Annotated in this window: 23 protein-coding genes; 13 read left to right on the top strand and 10 right to left on the bottom strand. The window is 59.3% G+C overall.

Annotated elements, in window-relative coordinates; all coding sequences use genetic code 11:
* The first annotated feature begins 117 nt into the window (after positions 1–117).
* Positions 118–426, top strand: coding sequence for a high-potential iron-sulfur protein (locus DFR37_RS04625; protein WP_113932068.1), 309 nt, complete (start codon positions 118–120; stop codon positions 424–426).
* Between the two features lie 96 nt (positions 427–522).
* Here the strand turns inward: DFR37_RS04625 and DFR37_RS04620 are convergent, their stop codons facing one another.
* A complete protein-coding gene (locus tag DFR37_RS04620) occupies positions 523–1,569 on the bottom strand; it encodes an aromatic ring-hydroxylating oxygenase subunit alpha (RefSeq protein WP_242341708.1) in 1,047 nt (348 codons plus the stop codon).
* Positions 1,570–1,711: 142 nt separating this feature from the next.
* Positions 1,712–2,425: a GntR family transcriptional regulator gene (locus tag DFR37_RS04615; protein WP_113932066.1), complete on the bottom strand. Its 714-nt coding sequence runs from the start codon at positions 2,423–2,425 to the stop codon at positions 1,712–1,714.
* A gap of 213 nt (positions 2,426–2,638) precedes the next feature.
* On the opposite strand from DFR37_RS04615, the gene DFR37_RS04610 reads away from it, so the two are divergent.
* From DFR37_RS04610 to DFR37_RS04575, 8 genes are all read left to right on the top strand, one after another.
* Positions 2,639–3,499 (top strand): fumarylacetoacetate hydrolase family protein, encoded by an 861-nt coding sequence (locus tag DFR37_RS04610; RefSeq protein ID WP_113932065.1) that lies wholly within the window; start codon positions 2,639–2,641, stop codon positions 3,497–3,499.
* Between the two features lie 8 nt (positions 3,500–3,507).
* Positions 3,508–4,047 carry a VOC family protein gene (locus DFR37_RS04605; RefSeq protein ID WP_346724848.1) on the top strand — a complete coding sequence of 180 codons (540 nt, stop codon included), beginning with the start codon at positions 3,508–3,510 and terminating at the stop codon, positions 4,045–4,047.
* 88 nt (positions 4,048–4,135) lie between these two features.
* A complete protein-coding gene (locus DFR37_RS04600; protein WP_113932063.1) occupies positions 4,136–5,254 on the top strand; it encodes an alcohol dehydrogenase catalytic domain-containing protein in 1,119 nt (372 codons plus the stop codon).
* 21 nt (positions 5,255–5,275) lie between these two features.
* Positions 5,276–6,496, top strand: a complete 1,221-nt coding sequence (locus tag DFR37_RS04595) for an amino acid ABC transporter substrate-binding protein (RefSeq protein WP_113932062.1) — start codon at positions 5,276–5,278, stop codon at positions 6,494–6,496.
* Positions 6,497–6,508: 12 nt separating this feature from the next.
* On the top strand, positions 6,509–7,384 hold the full coding sequence (locus DFR37_RS04590; RefSeq protein WP_113932061.1) for a branched-chain amino acid ABC transporter permease: 876 nt from the start codon (positions 6,509–6,511) through the stop codon (positions 7,382–7,384).
* Complete coding sequence (locus tag DFR37_RS04585) at positions 7,381–8,298, top strand: branched-chain amino acid ABC transporter permease (RefSeq protein WP_211317211.1); 918 nt, start codon at positions 7,381–7,383, stop codon at positions 8,296–8,298. Before DFR37_RS04590 ends, DFR37_RS04585 begins: the two co-directional genes overlap by 4 nt.
* The gene (locus tag DFR37_RS04580; RefSeq protein WP_113932060.1) at positions 8,291–9,022 is read left to right on the top strand and encodes an ABC transporter ATP-binding protein; all 732 of its coding nucleotides are present in this window, start codon (positions 8,291–8,293) and stop codon (positions 9,020–9,022) included. Before DFR37_RS04585 ends, DFR37_RS04580 begins: the two co-directional genes overlap by 8 nt.
* On the top strand, positions 9,015–9,722 hold the full coding sequence (locus DFR37_RS04575; RefSeq protein WP_113932059.1) for an ABC transporter ATP-binding protein: 708 nt from the start codon (positions 9,015–9,017) through the stop codon (positions 9,720–9,722). The genes DFR37_RS04580 and DFR37_RS04575 overlap by 8 nt, the downstream gene beginning before the upstream one ends.
* 63 nt (positions 9,723–9,785) lie before the next feature.
* On the opposite strand, the gene DFR37_RS04570 is transcribed toward DFR37_RS04575, so the two are convergent.
* The 3 genes from DFR37_RS04570 to DFR37_RS04560 all read right to left on the bottom strand — a co-directional run bounded on the left by DFR37_RS04570 (position 9,786) and on the right by DFR37_RS04560 (position 12,895).
* Entirely contained in the window at positions 9,786–10,346 is a 561-nt protein-coding gene (locus DFR37_RS04570) for a cupin domain-containing protein (protein ID WP_113932058.1), read from the bottom strand.
* Between the two features lie 18 nt (positions 10,347–10,364).
* Positions 10,365–11,954 carry a bifunctional 3-(3-hydroxy-phenyl)propionate/3-hydroxycinnamic acid hydroxylase gene (locus DFR37_RS04565; protein ID WP_113932057.1) on the bottom strand — a complete coding sequence of 530 codons (1,590 nt, stop codon included), beginning with the start codon at positions 11,952–11,954 and terminating at the stop codon, positions 10,365–10,367.
* 92 nt (positions 11,955–12,046) lie between these two features.
* Complete coding sequence (locus DFR37_RS04560; protein WP_113932056.1) at positions 12,047–12,895, bottom strand: fumarylacetoacetate hydrolase family protein; 849 nt, start codon at positions 12,893–12,895, stop codon at positions 12,047–12,049.
* A gap of 261 nt (positions 12,896–13,156) precedes the next feature.
* Here DFR37_RS04560 and DFR37_RS04555 point away from each other — a divergent pair, with 261 nt between their 5' ends.
* A complete protein-coding gene (locus DFR37_RS04555; protein WP_113932055.1) occupies positions 13,157–13,738 on the top strand; it encodes an amino acid synthesis family protein in 582 nt (193 codons plus the stop codon).
* Between the two features lie 460 nt (positions 13,739–14,198).
* On the top strand, positions 14,199–15,353 hold the full coding sequence (locus DFR37_RS04550; RefSeq protein ID WP_113932054.1) for a hypothetical protein: 1,155 nt from the start codon (positions 14,199–14,201) through the stop codon (positions 15,351–15,353).
* Here the strand turns inward: DFR37_RS04550 and DFR37_RS04545 are convergent.
* From DFR37_RS04545 to DFR37_RS04535, 3 genes are read right to left on the bottom strand one after another with little or no spacing between them, the layout of a single operon-like run.
* Positions 15,350–16,321: a PdxA family dehydrogenase gene (locus DFR37_RS04545; RefSeq protein WP_346724847.1), complete on the bottom strand. Its 972-nt coding sequence runs from the start codon at positions 16,319–16,321 to the stop codon at positions 15,350–15,352. The two genes, DFR37_RS04550 and DFR37_RS04545, sit on opposite strands and share 4 nt — an antisense overlap.
* Before the next feature lie 9 nt (positions 16,322–16,330).
* A complete protein-coding gene (locus tag DFR37_RS04540) occupies positions 16,331–16,801 on the bottom strand; it encodes an aromatic-ring-hydroxylating dioxygenase subunit beta (protein WP_113932052.1) in 471 nt (156 codons plus the stop codon).
* A gap of 1 nt (position 16,802) precedes the next feature.
* Positions 16,803–18,059 (bottom strand): aromatic ring-hydroxylating dioxygenase subunit alpha, encoded by a 1,257-nt coding sequence (locus DFR37_RS04535; RefSeq protein WP_113932051.1) that lies wholly within the window; start codon positions 18,057–18,059, stop codon positions 16,803–16,805.
* A gap of 297 nt (positions 18,060–18,356) precedes the next feature.
* Here DFR37_RS04535 and DFR37_RS04530 point away from each other — a divergent pair, with 297 nt between their 5' ends.
* Positions 18,357–19,529, top strand: coding sequence for an ABC transporter substrate-binding protein (locus DFR37_RS04530; protein WP_113932050.1), 1,173 nt, complete (start codon positions 18,357–18,359; stop codon positions 19,527–19,529).
* Between the two features lie 86 nt (positions 19,530–19,615).
* Positions 19,616–20,452 (top strand): IclR family transcriptional regulator domain-containing protein, encoded by an 837-nt coding sequence (locus DFR37_RS04525; protein ID WP_113932049.1) that lies wholly within the window; start codon positions 19,616–19,618, stop codon positions 20,450–20,452.
* Here DFR37_RS04525 and DFR37_RS04520 read toward each other — a convergent pair.
* Complete coding sequence (locus DFR37_RS04520; RefSeq protein WP_113932048.1) at positions 20,447–21,550, bottom strand: NAD(P)-dependent alcohol dehydrogenase; 1,104 nt, start codon at positions 21,548–21,550, stop codon at positions 20,447–20,449. The two genes, DFR37_RS04525 and DFR37_RS04520, sit on opposite strands and share 6 nt — an antisense overlap.
* 56 nt (positions 21,551–21,606) lie before the next feature.
* Positions 21,607–23,070, bottom strand: coding sequence for an aldehyde dehydrogenase family protein (locus tag DFR37_RS04515; protein WP_218951384.1), 1,464 nt, complete (start codon positions 23,068–23,070; stop codon positions 21,607–21,609).
* Between the last annotated feature and the right edge of the window lie 66 nt (positions 23,071–23,136).

The raw sequence follows: 23,136 nt of genomic DNA, 5'->3' as shown, positions 1-23,136 counted from the left end.
GCATTTGCGCTACTTTTCAAGTGTTATGGGCACTGGCCGCCATTTCATGAGTTGCACAACGCAACCCGTTTTGGCTTGGCATATACACAATGCCGGCCTCACACTTAAGGAGTCACCATGAAATCGTCTCGACGCACATTCCTGATAGCAAGCATAGGCGCGGCCTCGTCGCTGGCCATGTCGCAGCGCGGGTTCGCACAGGCGGCAAAGCTGGACGAAAGCGACCCCGCCGCCGTCGCGCTGGGCTATCGCCACGATGCGACCAAAGTCGATAAAGCCAAATTTCCAAAATATACGGCCGGCGAAGACTGCGGCAATTGCCAGTTCTATCAGGGCGGCACCGCCGATTGGGGCGGCTGTCCGCTGTTTGCCGGCAAAGAGGTCTCGAAACATGGCTGGTGCAACGGCTATGTGAAGAAGGCCTAAAAGCGTAAAGAAACCGGTCTTCAGCCGGAATTCTCAAAAAGAAAGAGCCGACGGTTTTCGCCGCGGCTCTTTTTTTGCCGTGCCTGCGAACTGCGGTTATGCGGCCTTTTCTGCCAGGACTCCATTTTCCTTGGCGATAAGGCTTTGCAGCAGCCTGCGCACTTTGACGGAAGCAATGTCATTGGACAGCAGTACGGGCTTCATTTCGAAGAAGTCCTGGTCTTCCATTTCTTCCTGTACGCCCAGCAGGATGGGGCCGTCTTCGTTGACGAAGGCGTCGCGCATTGCATTCAGCTTCATGTCGTTGAAATTGGCATCGTCCACCAGGTGATTGCGTCGCGTGGCAAAGAAGTAATGCGTGCTGCCGTCGGTTTCCGGCGTGGCCAGATGCAGATCGTATGCGCCTACGCCTTGCTCGAACGGGGTGTCGCCCTGCGCGCCGCCGACCGACAGTTGGATGTTGGCGGGCGGCATCCAGGTAACATCAAAAAAGTGCCGCGCTTCTTCAGTGGGCTTTGGCAGGAAGCCAGACAACACCAGGATGGGGGGCGTTTGCTTCCATTCCCAGCGCGCAAAAACGGAACGTTCGGTTTCCTGGATCTTGGGAACGATAGGCGACAGCTGGCCGCGGGTTGTAATGGCTTCCCCATGCACATGGTCTATGTGGCTAAGATCCATGACGTTGTCGATGATCAACTGATAGTTGGCATTCATGTGCATGTAGGCATAGCCGATGCCCGTGGGCGGCCCGTCGTCAAGCGGGCTGTAGTCGGGAAGCAGACCCGGGTCGGCGGCTTGTTCGCCCATCCATATCCAGAGAAAGCCATGTTTTTCCAGAAGTGGGTAGCTCTTTACTTGAGCCGCTTTGGGGATATTGCCTTCGCCATGCGGGTTATGCGTGCATTTGCCGGAGCAGTCGAAGCGCAAGGCATGGTAGTGGCAAACGACTTCGTCGCCGTCTCGTTTGCCAAGATGCAAGGGGGCGAAGCGGTGTGGACATCGGTCTCGCAAGGCAACGGCTTCGCCATTTTGCTTGCGGTAAATCAGGACGGATGTATTGAAGATCTTGCGGTGAAATAAGTCTGCGTCGTTTACTTCACTGGAAAGGGCTGCTACATACCACGCGTTTTTCAAATACGACATCGCACTCCTCCTGGGCATGGGCCTTGCCATACCGCTGTTCAGTATTTTGAATTGAACCGCCTACATGAAAAGCTACATTTATTTGTTGATTTATTTCATGCATAAAAGTAGTTTTTATGTAGCAGGGTTTGTACTATGCGCTTTATCGCGAGGCGTTGGCCTGGGCCAGGTCCTGGGCGTGCATGGTTTTGACGCTGTCGATTACGTTTTTCTCGGTTTCGATAATGTGCCGCTTGATCAGGCCGAGGGCCGCCTTTTCGTCGCGTTTCAGGGCGGCTTTCATTATTAATTGATGTTCCTGGCTTTTTTTGCGGCTGGCCGTGCGAAAGCGGGCCGAGTAGCGCCTGTAGCGTTCGGCATTGTCGAATAACTGTTCGATCAGGTTAAGCAGCAATTGCGAACTGCAAGCGGAATAGATGGCAAGGTGAAAGGCGCGATGCCGTTCCGACCAGGTTTCATCCAGGGCTATCGGGCCTTCACCCAGCCTTTGTTCAGCAAGCCGCAGGCTGTGGGCTGCGGCCACGACTCTTTCTTCCCAGGCGTCATCGCCGACCTGCATGGCGTCGCGCAGCGCTTCGGTTTCGATAAGCAGGCGCACACGCGTCAGGTCGGTGATGCCTTCCACGGAAATCGACGCCACTCGGAAGCCGCGGTTCTCGATCGAGCGCACCAGGCCCTGCTCTACCAGGCGCGCCAGCGCTTCGCGTACCGGGCTACTGCTGTAGCCATAGCGCGAGCTAAGGTCATCGACGCGCAGCCGCTCGTCGGGCGCGAATTCGCATTGCACAATGGCTTTGCGCAGCGTGCGATATGCCTGCTCGGTAAGCGGAAAGGTCGTTGTGTTGTCGGTTGCCATTGCTGTCGTCGGCAAAGCCGTCCTGTAAAAGTGGCGAAGGTAAGAGTTTAAATTACGAACAAATATTTGATGGCATAAATGTCGTTCAATGGCGTCAGTATAAACCCCTGTGCCCAAAATTAAGTTTCATGCATAAAATTCGACAATAAACACTTTTTGATGGCGTTCTGGCCCATCGGTTTTTTGTTTGCATAGACACAAAGGGATATTCTCGTGAAACTTTTATCTTTCCTGCGCGATGGCATCGAGACATGGGGCGTTGTCGTAGGCGACGGCGTTGTCGATCTTGGCAAGGTTACATCGTACGCAAGCCTGGCAGAGTTCATCGCCAGCGACGACTATGCGCGGCGCGATGAAATCGTCGCCGGCAAGGCCGCGGACCTTCCGCTGGACGGCCTGGTGTATCTGCCCGTTATTACCCGTCCCGAAAAAATCGTCTGCGCGGTGCGCAATTACATGGACCACCACCAAGAGGTGCTGGCCATGGGCATGCAGCGCGAACTTTCCGAGTTTCCGCCAATCTTTTTAAGGGTGTGGCGGTCGCAAGTGGGCCATGACCAGCCCATTATCCGTCCTCGTGTCTCTGAAAGCCTGGACTGGGAAGGCGAAATTGCCGTGATCATCGGCAAGGGCGGGCGCGACATTGCTGAACAAGACGTCTACGACCATGTGGCCGGCTATTCCATCTACAACGACGCCAGCGTTCGCGAATGGCAGTTCCATGCCAAGCAAATTGCCTCGGGCAAGAACTTTGAAGGCACCGGCGCCTTTGGCCCCTACATGGTAACCGCCGACGAAATCGACCCCACGCGCGCACTCAAGCTTGAAACCCGCTTGAACGGGCAGGTCGTGCAGTCCAGCAACAGCAGCTACATGATCTTCTCGATCCCGCGCCTTATCAATTACGCATCGACTATTTTCACGCTGGCGCCCGGCGACGTAATCGTTACCGGTACGCCGGGCGGCGTTGGGTTCAGCCGCAAGCCCCCTATGTACATGAAGCCGGGCGACGTGGTTGAAGTCGAGATCGAAGCTTTGGGCTTGTTGCGCAATCGCATCGAAGCCCAGAAATAAAGGATTCCATGATGGCTGCTGGTTTTACTCCTGAGTTATCGCATTTCGGCATTTCGGTATTCGATGCCGGGCTAATGACAAAGTTCTATACGAACGTCTTCAACATGAAGGTCAACGACCAGGGGCCGGGCATTACCTTTGATTTTCGCCTGGTCTTTCTTAGCAGCCGGCCCGACATGCATCACCAGCTTGTGCTGGCAGAAAATCGTCCGGCCGACTGCACCTTCAGCACCGTAATGCAATTGTCGTTCAAGGTTGGCTCGCTGGACGAACTGCGCGCTGTTCGCAGCGCAGCGCTGCAGCACGGGGCTACCAAGATGCGCGGACTGAACCACGGCAATGCCTTGTCCATTTATTTTCACGACCCCGAAGGCAACACCGTGGAGGTCTATCTGGATACCCCCTGGTATGTGCCCCAGCCGCATGGCGATGTCTTGGATATCGACCTGCCTGACGAGCAGATCTGGGCCGAAACCGAGAAAAAGGTTCGGGCCGATCCCGGCTTCATGCTGGAGTCCGATCGCCAGGCGCGGTTCCGGCATGACTGAACTCCAGCTGGTCGGCCAAGGTCCAGCCCCGGTATAAACAATTCAAAAACGGGGCCATGCCCCAAGCCCGTACAAAGAAGGAGACAAGATGTCGTTACCCAAGACCATGAAAGCCGCCCGTATGCACGCCGTCGGCGAGGCCATGAAAATCGAGCAAGTCCCAATGCCCGAGCCCGGCTCGAACGACGTACTGGTGCGCGTGAAATCCTGCGGTATTGTGCCGAACCTGGGCAATATCCTCAGCAACTGGACCACATGGTTTCCCGAAAGGCCGCTGCCCCCGCTGCCGGCTATTTTCGGGTTGGACCCGGCCGGCGAGATCGTGGCGGTGGGCTCGCAGGTCCATGCCTGGAAGCCGGGCGACCGCGTATACGTGAATCCGGGCCGGTATTGCGGCGGTTGCCGTGCGTGCCGCGACGGCCGCCATACCAATTGCGAATACTGGACCTTCAACGGCTATTTCGGTTTTTCCGACAAGTCCATGAAGATGTTCGAAGACTATCCGTACGGCGGCCTGGGCGAATACATGACGGCGCCCCAGTACTCGCTGGTGGGATTGCCCGACAGCGTAAGCTACGACCAGGCGGCCCGCTTCGGTTACCTGGGCACGGCTTATGCGGGTTTGCGCAAGGGCGGTGTACGGCCGGGCACGACGCTGCTGGTCAATGGCATAAGCGGCACGTTGGGCATAGGCGGCGCCCTGTTCGGCCTGGCCATGGGCGCCACACGCATTTTCGGCACGGCCCGCAACATGGAACTGCTTAATCGTGTGAAGGCGCTTGCTCCAAACCGCATTGAGGTCAAGTCCCTGAACGACGGCGAGCCCATCGACGCGTGGATCCAGCGGCTTACGGACGGGGCCGGAGTCGACGTTTACGTCGACTGCCTGGGCCCGGGAGCCGGCCACGACACCTTGCTGGCCAGCATGCGCGCCCTCAAGCATGGCGGAAAAGCGGTGGATATTGGCGCAACAGCAGGGGGCGTGCCGCTTGACCTGCACACCATGATGGATTTGCAACAATCCATGATAGGCTCTTGCTGGTTCACCTCTGGCGAGGGGCAAGACATGGCCGACATGGCGGCATCGGGCCTTTTGGATATGTCTGTTTTCGAGCAGGTCGGGTTCCCGCTGGATCAGGTCAACGAAGCAATTTCGGGCATAGAAAACCGGAATGGTGGTTTTAGCAATTACGTTATAAACCCTTAAAAAAATATCAAGGAGACATGCATGACAGTTCGCATAACTAGACGAAATTTTGTCCGCACAGCGGGCGCTGTTGCCGCCATGGCGGCGGCCCCGGCCGTCGTACGCGCCCAGGCCGAACGCAAGTCCATCAAGGTGGGCTGGGCCATTTCCAAGACAGGGCCTTTCACGGGCGGCGCCAACGCTTCGCAGATTCCAAACTACCGCCTGTGGGTTGACGACGTCAACAAGGCCGGCGGCATAAACATGGGCGGTAAAAAGCTGCCCATCGAAGTCGTCGAGTACGACGATCGCAGCCAGTCCGAAGAACTGGTCAGGGCGGTCGATCGCCTGGTCAGCCAGGACAAGGTGGACTTCCTGCTGCCGCCTTGGGGCACGGGCATGAACATGGCTGTGGCGCCGGCCTTTCATCGGGGCAACTTCCCCATGATTGCACCCAGCTTTATTACCGACCGCATGCCTGAATTGGTCAAGCGCTGGGACAACATTTTTTCGCTGCTGCAGCCGGCAACTCCGTACGGCGAAGCCATTGTCGGGGTGCTGAAAGACTTGCGCACGGCCGGAAAAATCGGCAACAAGGTCGCGGTGGTCAACGTTACCGACCAGTTCGGCCTGGAGCTCTCCAAAGCTGCGCGTGCCGCCTTGGCCAAGGAAAAATTCGAGATCGTCTACGACGCTGGTTATCCGATTGCCACGCAAGACCTGACCCCCATCATTGCTGCCGCACAGCAGAAGAACCCCGATGTCTTCCTGGCATTCAGCTATCCGCCCGATACCTTCGCCCTGACCGACGCGGCTCGGGTGCGCGGCTTCAATCCTAAAGTGTTCTATGCCGGCGTAGGCACGGCCTTGGCGATTTATCCCGCCAAGTTCGGCGACGCCATCGAAGGCGTGATGGGACCTGGCGGATGGAATCCGCATTCGCAGGCAATCACCGACTACACCGCGCGCCACAAAGCGCTTACCGGCACCTTGCCCGACCATTGGGTCAGCGCGCTGTGCTATTCGGGCTTGCAGGCATTGCAGCAGTCCATCGAAAAAGTCGGCAAGGTCGACCGTCCGGCCATCATCAAGGTACTGAACTCCACGACCTTCGACACGATAACCGGCCCGCTTACCTTCAAGAACCACATCATGACGGGCAGCTGGCTGGTGGGCCAGTGGCAGGGCGGCGTATTCCACGGCGTGGCTCCAAACCAGGAAGGCGTAAAGCCGGTTATTGCAAAACCTGTCTGGAAGGCCTGAGCCGGAGTCTTTATGCCCATCACCGATGCCCTGATCTTCGGGCTGACCTTGGGTGGGGCCTATGCGCTGGTTGCGCTGGGCCTCAACCTGCAGTATGGCGTGGCGCGCATTCTCAATCTTGCCTATGGCGAGATGCTGATTGCCGCCGCGCTGGCTGCGCTGGTCCTGTTTACCCGCATGGGGATTTCCCCGCTAATTTCCACGGTACTGCTCGCGCCCATTGCCGCGGCCCTGGGCGCCGTGCTGTACCGTTATGCCTTTTTGCCGCTGGTGCGCCGCGCGCGCAGCCGCGACGAACTCGAGGCCGACAGCATTCTTTCCACGTTCGGGCTGCTGTTTGTCATTCAAGGCATCATGCTGGCCTTGTTCGGCGGCAACTACCTCAGTTATTCCTTTCTGTCGGTGCCCATCGACTTCCTGGGTACGACCATAGCGGCCAATCGCCTTCTGGTGCTGGGCGTGGCCGTCGTGCTTAGCGGGCTGCTGTACCTGCTGCTTACGCGCACGCGGGTCGGTACGGCGCTGCGCGCCGTGGCGGTCAATCCGGCGGCGGCGCCGCTGGTGGGCATCAACGTCATCAGCATTGCCATGCTCGGCTTTGCGCTGGGAACGGCGCTGGTGGCCATGGCAGGCGTGCTTATCAGTATGTTCTCTACCTTCAACGCCACCATGGGCGTGCTGTTCACCATGAAAGCGCTGATCGTGGTCATCATGGGCGGCGTCGGCAATTTTGCCGGTTGCGTTGTAGCGGCCTTGCTGTTGGGCGTCGTCGAAAGCTTCGTCTCGGCGTATGTCGATCCGGGCCTGACCCTGGCGGCCAATTACGCCATCTTCCTGCTTGTGCTCATCTTCAAGCCGGCTGGCCTTTTCGGGAGGGTGGCGCGGTGAATCAACGCCAAATCCTCTTCACGGTGGTCTCTTTGGTCTTGCTGGCGGTTCTGGCGTTCGCGCCGCAGCTGGGCAACGACTACACCACTTCGTTCATGATCAACCTGCTGCTGTACGCCAACCTGGCAACGGTGTGGGGCATTTTTTGCGGCACGACACGCCTGGTTTCTCTGGCTACGGCTGCGTTCTTCGGCGTGGGCTGCTATGCCGTGGCGGCATGGTCCGAAGTCTTGCCCTGGCCGGTCTTGCTGGTGGCTGCGGCCCTGGCCGGCGGCCTTCTTGCGCTGGTCATCGGCGTGTGCACGCTGCGCCTGTCGGGCATGTACTTCGTCATCTTCACCTTCGGCGTGGCCGAGATGATCCGCCAACTGGTTACCTGGTACGAATCCACCATCCAGGGTTCGGTCGGGCGCTACATATTCCTGGAGGTCACGCCCGCGCAAATCTACTGGCAATTGTTGGCGCTGCTTGCCGTGGTGTGGGTGCTGGGAGCCTGGCTGGCGCGTTCCCGCCTGGGCTTTGCGCTGCGCCTTATCGGCGAGGACGAAACCGCCGCCCGCAATTGCGGCATCAACACGGTGGCGGTAAAGCTCATTGTCTTTGTCGCCACATCCATGGTCATGGCGGTGGTCGGTGCCATTGTGGCGCCGCGCTGGACCTATATAGAACCCTCTATCGCCTTCAACTCCCTGGTTTCGTTCCAGGTGGTCGTGATGGCGCTGTTGGGCGGCATAGCCATGTATTTCGGGCCCGTGCTTGGGGTTGTGCCCATGGTGCTGGCATTCGAAATCATTTCCAAGTATTTTCCCGACCAATTCAGCCTGGTGCTGGGAGCCATCTTCTTGTTTGTCGTCTATTTGCTGCCTGGCGGATTCCTGGCCGTGCCCAAGAGGCTAAGGAGGGGCCGTGAGTAACGTTCTGCTTGACGTGCAAGGATTGTCGCGCCGTTTCGGCGGCCTGAAGGCCGTGGACGGCCTGTCGCTTCAGATCCGGCCGCGCGAAATCGTGGGCTTGCTGGGTCCGAATGGTTCCGGCAAGACCACCGCCTTGAATCTTATAAGCGGTGTGCTGGCGCCTGACTCCGGTTCGGTAAAAATCAATGGCCACGAGTTCGCCGGTTCGCCCGCTTACCGCATTACCCATCATGGTGTGGGCCGCACCTTTCAGCTGGTCCGCCTGTTCAATACCATGACGGTGCGCGAAAACGTTGTGGCCGGCATGGCCTTCACCAATGGCCGGCTGTTCGGCCGCGAGGCGGCGCGCCAGGCCGACGCTCTGCTCGAAAGAGTCGGGCTGTCGGGCTATGCAGGCAAAGAAGCCGGCCAGCTTGCCTACATGGACCAGAAAAAAGTAGAGCTTGCCCGAGCCCTGGCGGGCCGGCCCAAGGTCTTGCTGCTGGACGAATGGCTGGCGGGGCTCAACCCCACCGAACTGATCGATGCCATCGCCCTGGTGCGTTCGCTTAAAGATGAAGATATTTCCATACTTATGGTTGAACATGTCCTTGAAGCGGTGCGCTCGCTTTGCGACCATTGCGTTGTCATGACGGCCGGTGCGCCCATTTCCTATGGCACGCCGGCCCATGTGTTGTCCGACCTCGAAGTGGTGCGCGCCTACCTCGGAGACGACCATGCTTGAGATCAACGGGCTTAGTGCCTGGTACGGCATGCACAAGGCGCTGGACGGCGTTTCGCTGCATGTGGCCAAAGGCGAGGTCGTCAGTGTGCTGGGCGCCAACGGCGCGGGAAAATCCACTTTGCTGCGCAGCATTTCAGGCTTGATGCAGGTCTCGCAGGATGCCGGCATAGTCCTGAACGGCCAGCCTCTTTCGGGCCTGAAGGATTTCGAGCGGGTCGAAGCCGGAATTGCCCTGGTGCCCGAAGGGCGCGGGGTGTTCGGCGAACTGACCGTGCGCGAGAACCTGTTCATGGGCGCTTACCCCAAGCGGGCGCGGCCGCAAGAGCGCAACAACCTTGAACGAGTGCTGCAGTTGTTCCCCAAGCTGCGCGAACGCCTGTCGCAAGCGGTGCGCACCATGAGCGGGGGCGAGCAGCAAATGGTGGCCATAGGCCGCGCCCTCATGTCCGCGCCCGACGTGCTGCTGCTGGACGAGCCTTCGCTGGGTCTTTCGCCCTTGATGGTGTCCGAGCTGTTCAAGGCGCTGGAGCAGGTCCGCAAGGCCGATGTCACGATTTTGCTGGTCGAACAGAATGCGCGCCGCAGCTTGCAATTATCCGACCGCGGCTATCTGCTGGAGCAGGGCCGCATTGTAGGAACCAACAGCGCGGCCGCCTTGCTGAATGACGAAGCCGTGCGCAAGGCGTACTTGGGCGGCTAGGCTTTATTTGCGGTGCTGCTCAACGGCGGTGGTGTTGCGCAGTACCGCAATGTGCGGCCTGGTTTAGCTGGCCTGGCGCTGCGCGCCTATCAGCACGAACAGCATCATGACCGGATTGTTGCTTTTGTTGCGCCAGCCGTGCCGGGCGCCGTTCTGGACGACAACATCGTGCTGCTTCAGGTGAACCTCTTCGCCGCCCAGGTCCAGCCAGATTTCGCCTTCAAGCACAACGCCATAGTCCACTGTATCGGTGGTGTGCATGGTGGGATCTTCGCGCTCGAAGGTTTGCGCCAGCCCCGGTACTTTTGCGGCGACCTCCGCGCCAAAGCTTGCACCATCGAAAGAGGGATCGGCCATTTGCGCCTCGGGCGGGAAGGTCACTATCATGAAGCTGGTGCCGCCCGGGGGCGGCAGGAAATTGGTATTGGACGGTACCGGGTCCGCCGCAAGCTGGTGCGGGCCGACCTTGGGAACGGAAGGCGTCGTCCAGATCAGTGTGTTCGAAAATGTCGGCAGGTGTTCGAAGGTTCGAACCGAGCTGGCGTCGCTAAGTACCGTGGGCACCCCGTCTTTGCTGCCGACGACAACGCGGCGGATGGATTTTGGGGCAGTTGTGCTTGTCATTGAGGTTGCTCCTTTGGTTCAAGCCGTGGTTGTGGCCAGGTGTTGTTGTAGATGGTGTAATAAATCCGTGCCCTGCGCGAAGGTGGCGCACGCGCCGTATACATAGTGATCGGGGCGTACCAGCACGACTTTGCATTCGCGGTCCGCCATCCATTTCTTCAAGACGCCGTCGCTTTCCAGAACATCAAAGTCGTGCTGTAGATCAGACGGGTTCTGGCCCTCGGCCAGCCTGATCAGGACCAAGGGTATGCCCACTTGGCGTTGCCAATGGCTGGCCGCCTGTTGCCATGAAGAGCAATCGGCGTCATGCGCGACGACCAGCCGGAAAGACATGCCGGTAACCTCGTCCAGCAAGCCGGCTTGGCCATTGCGATTGCTGACCATGGGTTGCGGGAACAGGTCGCCTTGGGCGCTGGCCTGGCCGGCTGCGGCGACAAACCCGCAGGACAGGCCTGGAATAAGCGACTGGCGTATTGTGGGCGCGGGATTTCTTTCCATCTCGGCAAGCATGCGCTCGTCGCGCAGCGCGGCTTTGGCCGGATCCCTTTCGCAGATCACGCGGCCAAGCTCTTTGGCAACCAGCGTGGTGTGGCGCACATGCGGAATCCGCTCTTGTTCGTAAGAATTCAAAAGGCTGTCGGGGGCATGGCCTTTATTGACCAGGGCAAGTTTCCAGATGAGGTTGGCCGCGTCGCGTATGCCCTGGCACATTCCCTGGGCCATGAAAGGCGGCGTCATGTGGGCGGCGTCGCCCATAAAGAAAATATTGTCGGCGCGCCAGCGCCGCAACACCAAGGCATGGAAGCGATAAGCCGAAGCGCGCCAGAACTCATATTCATGCGGGGCCAGCCAGCGGGCCATCAGCTTTTCAACCGCCTGCGGCTGTGCCAGTTCGTCAGGCGCTTCGCCCGGGTTGATCATGAACTCCCACCGCCGGTGGCGGCCCGGCCCTACGACATAAGTGCAGGGCCTTTCGGTTTCGCAGTACTGGATATTGGTGGCCGGCAGCCGATCGACCGCGTTCGGATCGACCAGCACATCCACCACCAGCCAGGGTTCGTCGAACAGAAGGTCTTCCATTTCCAGGCCCAGCTTGGCCCGCAATGGGCTGGAGCCGCCGTCGCATGCCAGCACATAGCGCGCGGTAATGCGGCGTTCTTCGCCCGAAGCGGCACGTAGATGAAGCTCATGCCCGCCTTCCATGCGTACGGTATCCAGAACGGTCGTGGCCAGCTCGACCTGGATATTGGGATTGGACTGGGCTTTTTGCCGCAACGCGGCTTCGATGGCCGGTTGGGAAAAGACATAATTGGCTTCCCAGCCAAGAGGGAAAGGCGGGCTGGCTGCAACGATACGCTTAAGGACGCGCGCGCCAGACGTGTGGTATTCGCTGGGACGGTAAGGCATGATGTGCTTGGCAATATCGCCGGCTATGCCGATATTGCCGAATACGCGCATGATCTCATGGTCCAGGCCGAAGGCGCGCGGCTTGTCGTAGATTTGCGCCAGCTTGTCGACAGCCAGCACTTTCAAGCCTTGTTGCCCGGCAAGGTTGGCCGCCACGGCGCCCACCGGTCCCAGGCCAACGATGGCCAAATCGAAATCCATAGTGTCTCCTTGGATTGGGTAGCGCAGGAATGCCGCCGCATTGTTGCGCCGTGCATTCTGTGCTTTTTATTTATTATGGGTGCTGCGCGCCGTCAGGCTTCGTCCGCCACCGGGTTGGACAAGGTGCCTACGCCCGGAATGACGACATCGTAGGTGTCGCCGTCTTTCAGGAAGACGGGAGGCGTACGCTTGAAGCCGATGCCGCTGGGCGTGCCCGTGGCAAGGATGTCGCCGGGATGCCAAGGCAAGGCCTGCGAAATATAGGCAATAAGCGCCGGAATATCGAAGGCCAGTTCCGACAGCTTGCCTTCTTGCATGATCTTTCCGTTCAACACCCCTTGAATGCTCAGCTTGCGGTAGTCGGGGATTTCGTCGGCGGTAACCAGCCACGGGCCGACGGCGCCGGTGGCGCGAAAATTCTTGCCCATGCCGTATTGGTGAGTATGGAACTGCCAGTCGCGCACGCTGGCGTCATTGAAGCAGGTGTAGCCAGCAACGTGTTCCATGGCGTTGGCCGCGTCGATGTGCGAGCCGCCCTTGCCGATGACGACAGCCAGTTCCGCTTCGAAGTCGAAATGCGTCGAAACCTTGGGCCGCAGCAGCGGCTTGCCGTGGGCCAGCACGGTTTCAGAGTAGCGCTGGAAAATGACGGGGTATTCGCCGACCTTGCGCCCGGCCTCTTCGGCATGCTTGACGTAGTTGATGCCTACGCATACGACTTTGCGCGGTTGTGGAATGACTGGATCCAGGTCGACCTGGGCCAGTTTGTAGTCGGACACGCCTTGGGCCGCGATGGCCCTGGCTTGTTCAAGCTGCCCGGCGTCGGATATGAGCGCGGCCAAATCGGGTGCAGCCAGACGGCCGCTCAGTTCGACGACTTCATCGTTGACGACTGCACCAAAGCGTGCTTTTCCTGCGTGTTGGTAAGAAATCAATTTCATGGTTTTTTCCAAATAGAGGCGGATGCGGAAGCGCTGGTTTTCTCATGCGAGTGCTACGAGTATAATTCTTTTTATGCATAAAATAAATTTATTTGCATGAAAGGTTGTGAGCAATAATTTGTATACTGTTTTGTTCGCGATCTTTTTCGATTCAAGCATGGCTTGCACCACAGTGGTTCAAGTCCAGGCCAATACCGTATAAATTCCGGCGGCTCCCGCGCGCAAGCCATGGGCCGCCGGCTGACACATTCAGGAGATACCATGTCGCTCGTCGAAGTACGCAAATACAAGCTCGATCTAGAAGAAAGTTGGCACGAGGGCGGCCCGCGGCTGGACAAGCCGTTGCGCGTGGCGGTGTCCAGCGCCGTTGTCAAGAATCCGTTTGCGGGGCGGTACGAGCCAGACTTGCTGCCCTTCATGGCCGAACTGCGCGCGTTGGGAATGGAGCTTGCCACACGCGCGGTGGCGGCGCTGGGCGGTGCCCAGGCCGTGCAGGCCTACGGCAAGGCGGCGCTGGTTGGCGAAGACGGTGAACTCGAACATGGCGCCGTATGGCACGAGGCCGGCGGTTGGGCCATGCGCGAACTGCTGGGCGAGCCCAAGGCGATAGTGCCTTCGGCCAAGAGCATCGGAACGCTGGGCACGCGGCTTATCATTCCGCTTTCGCACTTGCATGCGGCCTACGTTCGCAGCCACTTCGGCGCGGCCGAAATGACCATCTGGGACGGCCCCCGGCGCAATGAAATCGTGTTCGGCCTGGCCATGGCGACAGGCGGACGCATTCATGCCCGCGTAGGCGGCCTGGCTGAAAAAGACGTGGTCGGCAACGACGGTTTACGCTAAGGCATCCCCTCGTTGTGAAGCAGGGGGTATTTTTGCCGCCGGGCCGCCCCAAGGCAAAAAGCGCCCCCTCGGGGGATGAGACCGGACACAGGGCAGTCCCTGCGGACTGCCCTGTGCCTGTCGAATCGGAGCGGCTTGCAAGCCGCGATGCGGACAGCGAGCCGCGTAGCGGTGAAGCGTGGGGGCCTTTTTTTGCCGCCGGGCCGCCCCAAGGCAAAAAGCGCCCCCTCGGGGGATGAGACCGGACATAGGGCAGTCCCTGCGGACTGCCCTGTGCCTGTCGAATCGGAGCGGCTTGCAAGCCGCGATGCGGACAGCGAGCCGCGTAGCGGTGAAGCGTGGGGGCACCCTTCGGGCATTCCATAATTATTCTGTAAGGAAAATCCCGGTATGCTGTGATTTATCGGGAAGGCAGTTCTCTCTTTTTTCCCGTCGCCATTCTTTTCACGAGTAATTCATTATGACGGAAGCAATTCACCCAATTCAGCTTGGCGTGGGCGGGATCGAAATTCCCGGCAAGACCTCTCGGCTGAGCGCTGTGCAAGAAAGCGGGCTGAATTACTTGCAAGGATTGGGGCTGGACCCCTACGTGGTTACAACAAGGCATGGCGGGCCCGGCGGGCAACTGATACGCTTTCGTTTAAGCGAAGCCTTTGCCCACGACTGGACTCCCCAGTGCGACACCACGCAATTGGCCCATAAGCTTGGGCTCGATACCCTTGGCAAGCCCGACGATCTCGACCGCGAAATTCTCCTTTCCATGCTGCTTGGACCGGTGGCATTTGCCTACCCCAACGTCGACGAACTTGAATCCGCCGTCCGGGTACGGCGCAATATTGTGCTTAACGCGCGTAAAACGGCGCTGGCCTTCGACACCGAAGAGGCCGAGCGGCCCACCGAATACTGGCAATATGCCGAGGCAACCGGCTTTACGCTGCTGCCCGGCAAACCGCTTATTGCCGCGCTCGAAGCCGCCACCCAGCCCGACCGCAGCGGCAAGCTGTATTCGTTTTCCTGCTACAGGGCCACCGAATACGTCATTTTGCTGGGGCTTGCGCAAGAGCTCGCGCGTTCCAACCCTAAATTGCTGGGCCAGTTGCAGCGCCAATGGGAAACCCGGGCCATCATGTCGGGCCAGTTCCACGACGTGTTCCTGAAAGAATACGGCTCCATGAACGAGCCGCTGCCCTTGCGCTATTACGTACCCGGAGACCGCCTGTGGTTCCGCAACCCCGACGAAGCCTCGTCCAATGCCGAAGGGTACGAGGGCTCGTGGGTAATGTACTTGGGCGGCGGCCTGTTCACCAACTTCTGGAAGCGCGACGAACCTTTCACCCTTACGACCAAATGCGTCGAGCTATACCATTGGCGCCATGCCACCTATATGGGTAAAAACGGCAAGCTGCAGGTCGACGACAACATCGTCGACGATCGCGTGCGCCAGTCCCTTGCCGACCCGCAGCAAGTCAGCCGCATCCTGGAACAGATGCTGCGGCTGCGCGAACCCGGCGGCGTGTACGTAAACGGCGGCTGCATCGACACCACTCGCGAACATGTGCGCTGGGTGCGGCCCGGCACCTCTGAGATTTTCCTGCCGGACGGCGGCGCGGCTTAGCTCTTCTTGGCGTTGTGCAACAGGGCAAGCGTCTCTATTACCGAGATGGGGTCGGCCACGCCTTGGCCGGCAATATCGGCAGCGCAACCATGGCCAACGCTGGAAAACAATATGGGTGTCCCGATGGTCAGGGCGCTGGACCGTAACGGACTAAGCAGTTTAATGGGGATGTGGCCCTGGTCGTGAAACATGGCAAGGTAGACATCGTGCTTGCGCTGCCCTAGCAAAAGGTCGGCCCCCGTCGGTCCATCGACGTTCAACCCCAGTTTGCGCAATTGCGCCACTGCGGGTTCGGTAATGCGGGCATCATCGTCGCCGAACAGGCCGTCTTCCCCCGCATGCGGATTGATCCCAAAAACGGCCAGGGCGGGGCGTTCGTTACCCAGGCGCTGTTCGGCTTTGACGGCCGCCAATGCGGCGTTGACGACCAGTTCGGGCGTAAGGCGCTGCAGTGCGTCCCGCACGCTTTCATGCAGCGTTACGTGCGCAATATGCAGACCCGCCGCTACTAGCATCAGGAAGACTTCGTCCCGAGGCGTATTGGTAAGCTGGGCGATAAGGCCGGGGTATCCCGAAAACTCAATGCCGGCGGCATTGATGGCGGTTTCCGAGTGCGGGCACCCGACGACGGCATCAACCTGCCCATCCAGCGACAGGCGTACCGCGCGGCTTGCGTACGCCACGGTGGCCCGGCCGGTTGCCGGCAGCAGTTGTCCAGGATGGAAATCCGTTTCATCAAGCGCGTTGACATCCACGTAGACCAGTCCGGCGGGTTTTTCTCGCCCCAATGGGGCAAGCGGCAGGCCCGTTGCATGGCGCCGGGCGTAATGTTCGATGATGTACGCATCGCCGACCAGCACGGGCCGCAAGTCTGTGCCGGCGAAACGGGCCGCGGCCTTGACGGCTATCTCCGGTCCTATGCCGTTTGGGTCGCCAATGGCAACGGCAATTCTGCTTTGGCTGGCCATATTCATCGGCTAGAGCGGGATAGCCAGCAGCGTGTCGAAGCTGATGCTGTCGCACACCACTATGCGCTTCTCCAGTTTCTGTTCTTCGTTGTGCGCAACAATCTGGTCAACGTACTTGCCGGTAGCAAACAGGTCCATTTTTCCGCCGCGCATGATCCGCGTAACCAGAAACGGGGTTTCGGCCCGCGTGGCCTCCGGGGTGTTCGAGGTAATCAGGGGCGTGCCGATAATATGGCGATAGCGCTGGCGTTCATATACGTTGGCTTCGCGCAGCGCGCTGACCCGGTCGGCCAGCATGCCCTTGCTGTCGGCGTAGATTATTCCGGCGGGCAGATTGCTTTCGTAGTTCTCGGCGGTGGTGATCTTGTACAGGCAATGATCGGTAAAGAACGCCGGCCACGATTCCAGCTTGTCCTCATCGATGCAGGAGGCATACGCCGCATTCAGTTTGTTCAGCCGTTCGTAGATGCTTGTCGTCATATTAAAACCCCATGTGGCTGCGGTAGGCGTGCCAGAATCCGCGCACCGAGGTTTCGGTTGCGCGGTAGTCGGCGCTGGCAATGCCGCTGCCGCCCATCTGTACGACGCTGTATTCCGAACCGGCGCAGCGGATGCCCCGTTGTACGAAACTGCCCACCGCGCCGTCCTCCATGGAAACGAAGCCGGAAGGGCCGATAAGATTGGCCTGCTTCAATCGCATGGTGTCCATTTCCGGCGTGTCGTCTTCAAAGCCGATATAAGTCCAGTTAAGCTCGGTGCTTTCCTGTCCCTTAGGCAGTATTTGGCGCAACGCCAGGCTGTTCTGGATTTGCTGCAGGACGAATCCCGGAAAGACCGAAAGTATCTGCAAGGTAATGCCGTCGCCGAATTCATCCACACCGTCCAGCAAGCTGGGGTCGGCCAGGCGGTAGTCGCCTTTATCGGTGCGCAGCTTTTCGCTGTCGTACTCCGCGCTCTTGGCCTCTTTGGGGTCGACCATGGAGTAGCTGACGTGGTGCGCCCCGGTTTCGCTGACGATGACGCCGCCTTTTTGCGACAGCCGGTTAAGACGGAAGGTGGTAAAGAACACGTGCAGCAGGCTTGCGTGATAACTGTCTTTTACGTTTTCGAAATACAGCTTCCAGTTATTGGGCAGCATCTGCTTGAACCGCCCAATGACCTTCACCGGCTTGCAAAGCACGCGTTCAATGCGCGCGGCAATATCCTTGCCCAGATAATCTTCAATAGCGGGAACATCGTCATCCAGGCTGCCGAATACCAAGCCGTGGAATGTTGCAATATGCAGCTTCTTCGGCCCCAGGGCTTCTTTGGAAAAAGTATCGGGCATGCCGCCCTTGCCCTTGATGCCCCTTTGAAAAGCCACACCTTTCAGCGTGCCGGCCAGGTCGTAGTTCCAGGCGTGGTACACACACGTGAAGCTAGGCGTGTTGCCGCCGTCTTCAAGCGCAATCAGCGCGCCGCGGTGGGCGCAGCGGTTTTCAAACGCATGGATTCCGCCGCTTGCATTGCGGGTGACGACCACAGGCATTTTCCCGACGAACGTCGTGCGGAAGTCGCCACTGTTGGGAATCTCGGCTTCCAGGCAAAGGTAGTTCCAGGTTGGGCCCTGGTAGATCTTTTCCTGCTCCTGCGCTCGAACATCTTCGTCCTGATAAACCCAATACGGGATTTGCGTAATATCGCCCTCCCATTTCGGGACGGACATTACGCTGGTGTCGCGTGCTGTATCGCTTGTCATTTCTGCGCCTGTCTTGAACGGATTGAAGTGTGAATTGCGGCATAAGGCATGGATAAATTTTAGGTAGCTGCAAGGCCCCAAGTCAAAAAATCGGCCGTTATGTGCGCAAGGCGAACTGTTCGCTTTGCGTACTTATTGTCCGATTCCGTTGACACTGAAAAGGGGCGCTACCTAAACTTTGTGTATGGCGCGGGCAGACTGCATCCCAGGTGCTTCCCGCAATAATGCGGCCGCCACAGGCATAGGCTGGGGCTTGCAGGCGCAATGGCGCGGGCTCCCGCAAACCAGGAGACAAGCATGAATTTAGGTAAAGCTATGGCAATTGCCGCCGCCGCTATCGCGGTGGGAGCGGCCGGGACGATGGCGCACGCGCAAGGCACGATAAAGGTTGGCGTGATAGCACCGTTTTCCGGCACCATGGCCGACTACGGTCGCCGTATCCAGAACGGCATCGAGGCGTACATGCAAGTGCACGGCGACACCGTGGCGGGCAAGAAGGTGGAAGTCATCGTGCGCGATACAACCGGCCCGGTGCCCGAGATCTCCAAACGCCTTGCCCAAGAGCTGTTGACTCGCGACAAAGTCGACTTCTTGGCCGGCTTCGGCTTTACGCCGGAAGCGATGGCGGCGGCGCCCTTGGCAACCAAGGCCAAGAAGCCAATGATCGTCATGAATGCGGCCGCATCAAGCATTACTGAGAAGTCGCCGTATATTGCCCGCGTATCGTTTACCTTGCAGCAAATAGCCGCCCCCATGGGGACCTGGGCCGCCGAGCACGGCTTCAAGAAAGTGTTTTCCATTGTCTCGGACTACGCGCCCGGCCTTGATGCCAAGGCGGGATTCGAAAAGACTTTTGTTGCCGACGGCGGAAAGATCGTCGGCAGTGTGCAGGTTCCCTTGAATAGCCCCGACCTGGCTCCTTTCGTGCATCGTATCCAGGATGCCAAGCCCGACGCCGTGTTTGTTTTTGTCCCCGGAGGCGACCAGATCACCGCATTCATGAAAGCATTTCAAGAGCGTGGGCTGGGGCGGGATGGCGTCAAGGTTCTGCTGGTCAGCGAATTGCCCAATGAAGTCATGCAGGCGTTGGGCGAATCGGCCACGAATGTGTTCATCTCTACCCAATATCTGGAAGGGCGGGATACGCCCGAAAATCAAAGGTTCCTGAAAGCCTATGAGCAGGTGGCCGACGACAAAGAGCTTCCCGCCCCATATTCCGTAGCCGGCTACGACGGGATGGCGGCAATTTATGCCGTGGCAAAACAACTGAATGGCAAACTGGACGGTGACAAGGCAATGGCTGTCCTGAAAGGCCTGAAGCTGGAAAGCCCGCGCGGCCCCATCAGCATCGACCCGGAAACCCGCGACATTGTGCAGACGATCTATATAGGTTCGATCAAGCGTGCCGACGGCAAGAATTCAGTCGTGGAAATTGCGCACTACGACAACGTAAAGGACCCGGGCAAATAGCCGGCAATGCTGCCGCGGCGTTCCGAACGTAGCGGTGCGGCGCCCGCGCCGCCGTTCTCGTCGGGCGCCTTATTTATAATGTCTTCATGGCAAATACAGACGAACGAAGCAGCGCCACCAGCGCAACCGCTGCGCCGCCCGCAGGCACAAGCGCCGTGCCCGGACGGACCAAAGAAGAAAAAGAATATGTGGCGGGCCTGGAAAAAGGCTTGCTGATCATCGAAGCCTTTGGCATTGCGAACAAGGCCATGACCTTGAGCGAAGCGGCAGCCATAACCGGCCATTCCCGGGCCTCGGCACGGCGCTCTTTGTTGACGCTGCAGCGGCTGGGATATGTCGATTACGATGGCAAGCTGTTCCAGCTGGCTCCCAGGGTCCTGCGCCTGGGGCATGCGTATTTGACCTCTACATCCCTGGCCCGCGTGGTGCAGCCCACGCTGGAGGCCATCAGCGAAAGAACGCGCGAGTCGACCTCATTCGCCGTGCTGGACGGAACCGACGTGGTTTTCGTCGCCCGCGCGGCGACCCGGCGCAGCCTTTCCAATGGCCTGGGGCTGGGATCCCGCTTGCCCGCTTATTGCGCGGCCACCGGCCGGGTTCTGCTCTCGAGCCTGCCCGAGCAGGAAGCCTTGTTGCGCTTGCAGCGGATGGCGCGCCGTCCACTGACGCCGCACACGCGGGTAGAGCTGCCCGTCTTGACGGCCATGCTGGACGAGGTTCGCAAGCGCGGCTATGCCGTAAGCAACGAAGAACTGGAGCTTGGCATCCGCTCTTTGGCCGTGCCGATAACAAACGGCAGCGGCATGGTTTGCGGCTCGCTAAGCATCGTCAGCGCCACATCGCGCCGCACGCTGGAAAACATGATCGAAAACCTGCTTCCCGAACTGGAACAGGCCCGCGCAATGCTGGCGTCGATTTTATAGTGCAGGCATGCGGATTACGGGTTTGATGGTTTGCCCGCTTTCCATGTCGGCCATGGCCGCATTGATGTCGGCCAGCGCGTAAAACTGGATGAGGCGATCGAACGGAAAGCGGCCTTGCGCGTAGTGCTCGATCAACTGCGGGATGAAGGTATCGGGGTTGCTGTCGCCCTGGTGTATGCCTTTTACTGATTTTCCGCCGAGCACCATATTCAGAATATTGACGCTGGCGTCGGCGCCTTTGGCCGTGTTGATCAGCCCGCACACGCCGCGTACGCCCAAGTGCTCGACCGCTTGGCGAATGACATGGAGATTGCCTGTTGTGTCCAGGGCAAAATCCAGCCCATGGCCCGCAATGGCTTGAATGCGGGAAAATGTATCTTCCTGGGCGGCATTGATAACGTGCGTTGCCCCCAGCTCAATGGCGATATCCAGGCGGGAAGGCTGCGTATCCACGGCGATAATGACCGAGGCTCCGGCAAGACGGGCGGCCATGATGGCCGCAAGTCCTACCGAGCCGGCACCGAAGACGCCGAGGCTGGCGCCTGGCCTGACGTTCAAGGAGTTCAGAACAGCACCGGCCCCGGTCTGAATTCCGCAGCCCAAGGGCCCCAGGATTTCAAGCGGGATGTCTTTGCGCACTGGAATGGCGTTGCGCTGGGAACATATTGCATAGGTCGCAAACGACGACTGCCCGAAAAAATGGCTGTGGACGCCGGTATCGGAGCCAGAGAAGGCGGTGGTGCCGTCGTCGCGCTGCCCTGCGAAATTCAAGCGGCCAAGCTGACTGCAGTAAGCGGTGTGGCCTTGATAGCAACTGGAGCAATGTCCGCAAGTATTGAAGGTCATGACCACATGATCGCCTGGCCGCAATTTGCGCACGGACCCGCCGGTTTTTTCGACAATGCCGGCGCCTTCATGCCCCAGGACTATGGGCTTGGGCACGCGGGTTGGCGATTCACGCATGCCGATATCGGTATGGCAGACTCCTGTGGCGACAACGCGCACAAGGACCTCGTCGTCCCGCGGCTCGCCCAGTTGAAGGCTTTCGATGGATAGGGGCGCGCCGGTTGTCCGGCATACCGCTGCTTGCACCTGCATGGTCATTTCTGTTCTCGCTGGGCGGGTGGGTGGCAATGAGTTTCGATGCGCAAGCTTCAGTCGTTCACGTCAAAATAAAAATGCTTGGTTTGCATGAAATCGTTCATGCCTTCCAGTCCGTGCAGTTTGCCGTAGCCGCTGTCGCCGTAGCCGCCCGTTTCCACTTCCGGAAAAAGCCTATTGTGTGCATTGCGCCAAACCGTTCCAAATTTCAATTGCGATGCGACGCGGCGAGCGCGTATTCCGTCCTGTGTCCACACGCTGGCGGCAAGGCTGTATCGGGTTGCATTGCCGCGCTCGATGGCCTGGGCTTCATCGCTGAAGCGTTCGATCACCAGCAACGGGCCAAACAGCTCGTCCTGGATGTATTCGGAATTCAGGTCCTCCACTTCGATCAGGCTGGGGCGGATGAACGCGCCCTTGGCCAGCGGCCCCAGGGGGATTTCCCCTTTGAGCAGCACCTTTTCCTGGCGTTCTGCTTTTTCTACCAGTGCGGCGATACGGTCGCGGCTGCGCATGTCTATCAGGCATCCCATTTGCGACTGGGGATCGTCGCCGAAGCCGACGTTCAGGTCTTTGAGCGCCTGGACCAGCCGCTGGCTGAATTGCTCATAGATCGATTCGGCTACGAGTACCCGCGCAACGCAGGTACATTGCTGGCCGGCCATGACCATGCCGCCGCCGACGATACCGGCTATTGTTTTTTCCATGTCGCAATCATCGAAGACGATGGCGGGCGCCTTGCCGCCCAGTTCCAGCGACAGCCGCTTCAAGCTGGATGCCGCGCCTTGGGCGATCAGCTTGCCTACGTGGCTGGATCCGGTAAAGCTCAGGACGTCGACATCGGGCGACTCGGTCAGGTAGCGTGCGACGTCGGCGCCGGATTCGATGACGGAGTTGACTATTCCGGGCGGAACGCGCTCGTCGTTCACCAGGCACTCCATGACCAGGTTGTGTACAACGGAAGTCTGATGGGCGGGCTTGATGACAACGCTGCAGCCCGCGGCCAGGGCGGGCGCCAGCGAACGGACAAGCAGGGTGACAGGCGCATTCCAGGGAAGGATGATGGCAGCCACGCCGGCGGGCTCGCGGTCCAGTGAGGAATAGCGGCCCGGCTCGATTTCCAGGATGCGGCCGAACAGATTGCGTGCAAGGCCGGCGTAATATTTCAGCTCGGAAACCCCGGCCATGATCTCGCCCAAGGCTTCGCGCCGAAGCTTGCCGTTGACAGTAACCAGCCAGTCCGCGATCAGTTCCTTTTTCGCTTCAAGGCGCGCCGCGAAATCCAGCAGCACGTCCGCGCGCACACGGGCGCTGTGGCGCCATGGGGTTTGCGCAAATGCTTTCTTGGCGGCTGCCACCGCCGCCTGGCCTTCGGCAATCGTGCCTTCGCAAAAACGGGCAGCCACTTCAGACGTGGCCGGATTCAGTGTTTCGCCGATTTGGCCAGGCTCGTTTACGGCCGCAGTCCAGCGGCCATCGATGTAGTGCTTTGCGGTTGTAATGGTTGTCGTCGTCATTTCACATGCCTAAAAATTTCAGTTTTCGGGTGACCAGCTTGCCGCCCGTTACGTGCGCACAGCGGC

Origin of the sequence: Eoetvoesiella caeni, assembly GCF_003315175.1 — a bacterium.
GTDB lineage: Bacteria > Pseudomonadota > Gammaproteobacteria > Burkholderiales > Burkholderiaceae_B > Eoetvoesia > Eoetvoesia caeni.
Note: the sequence above shows the minus strand (reverse complement) of the source record. Positions and strands in the feature narration are given on the sequence as shown.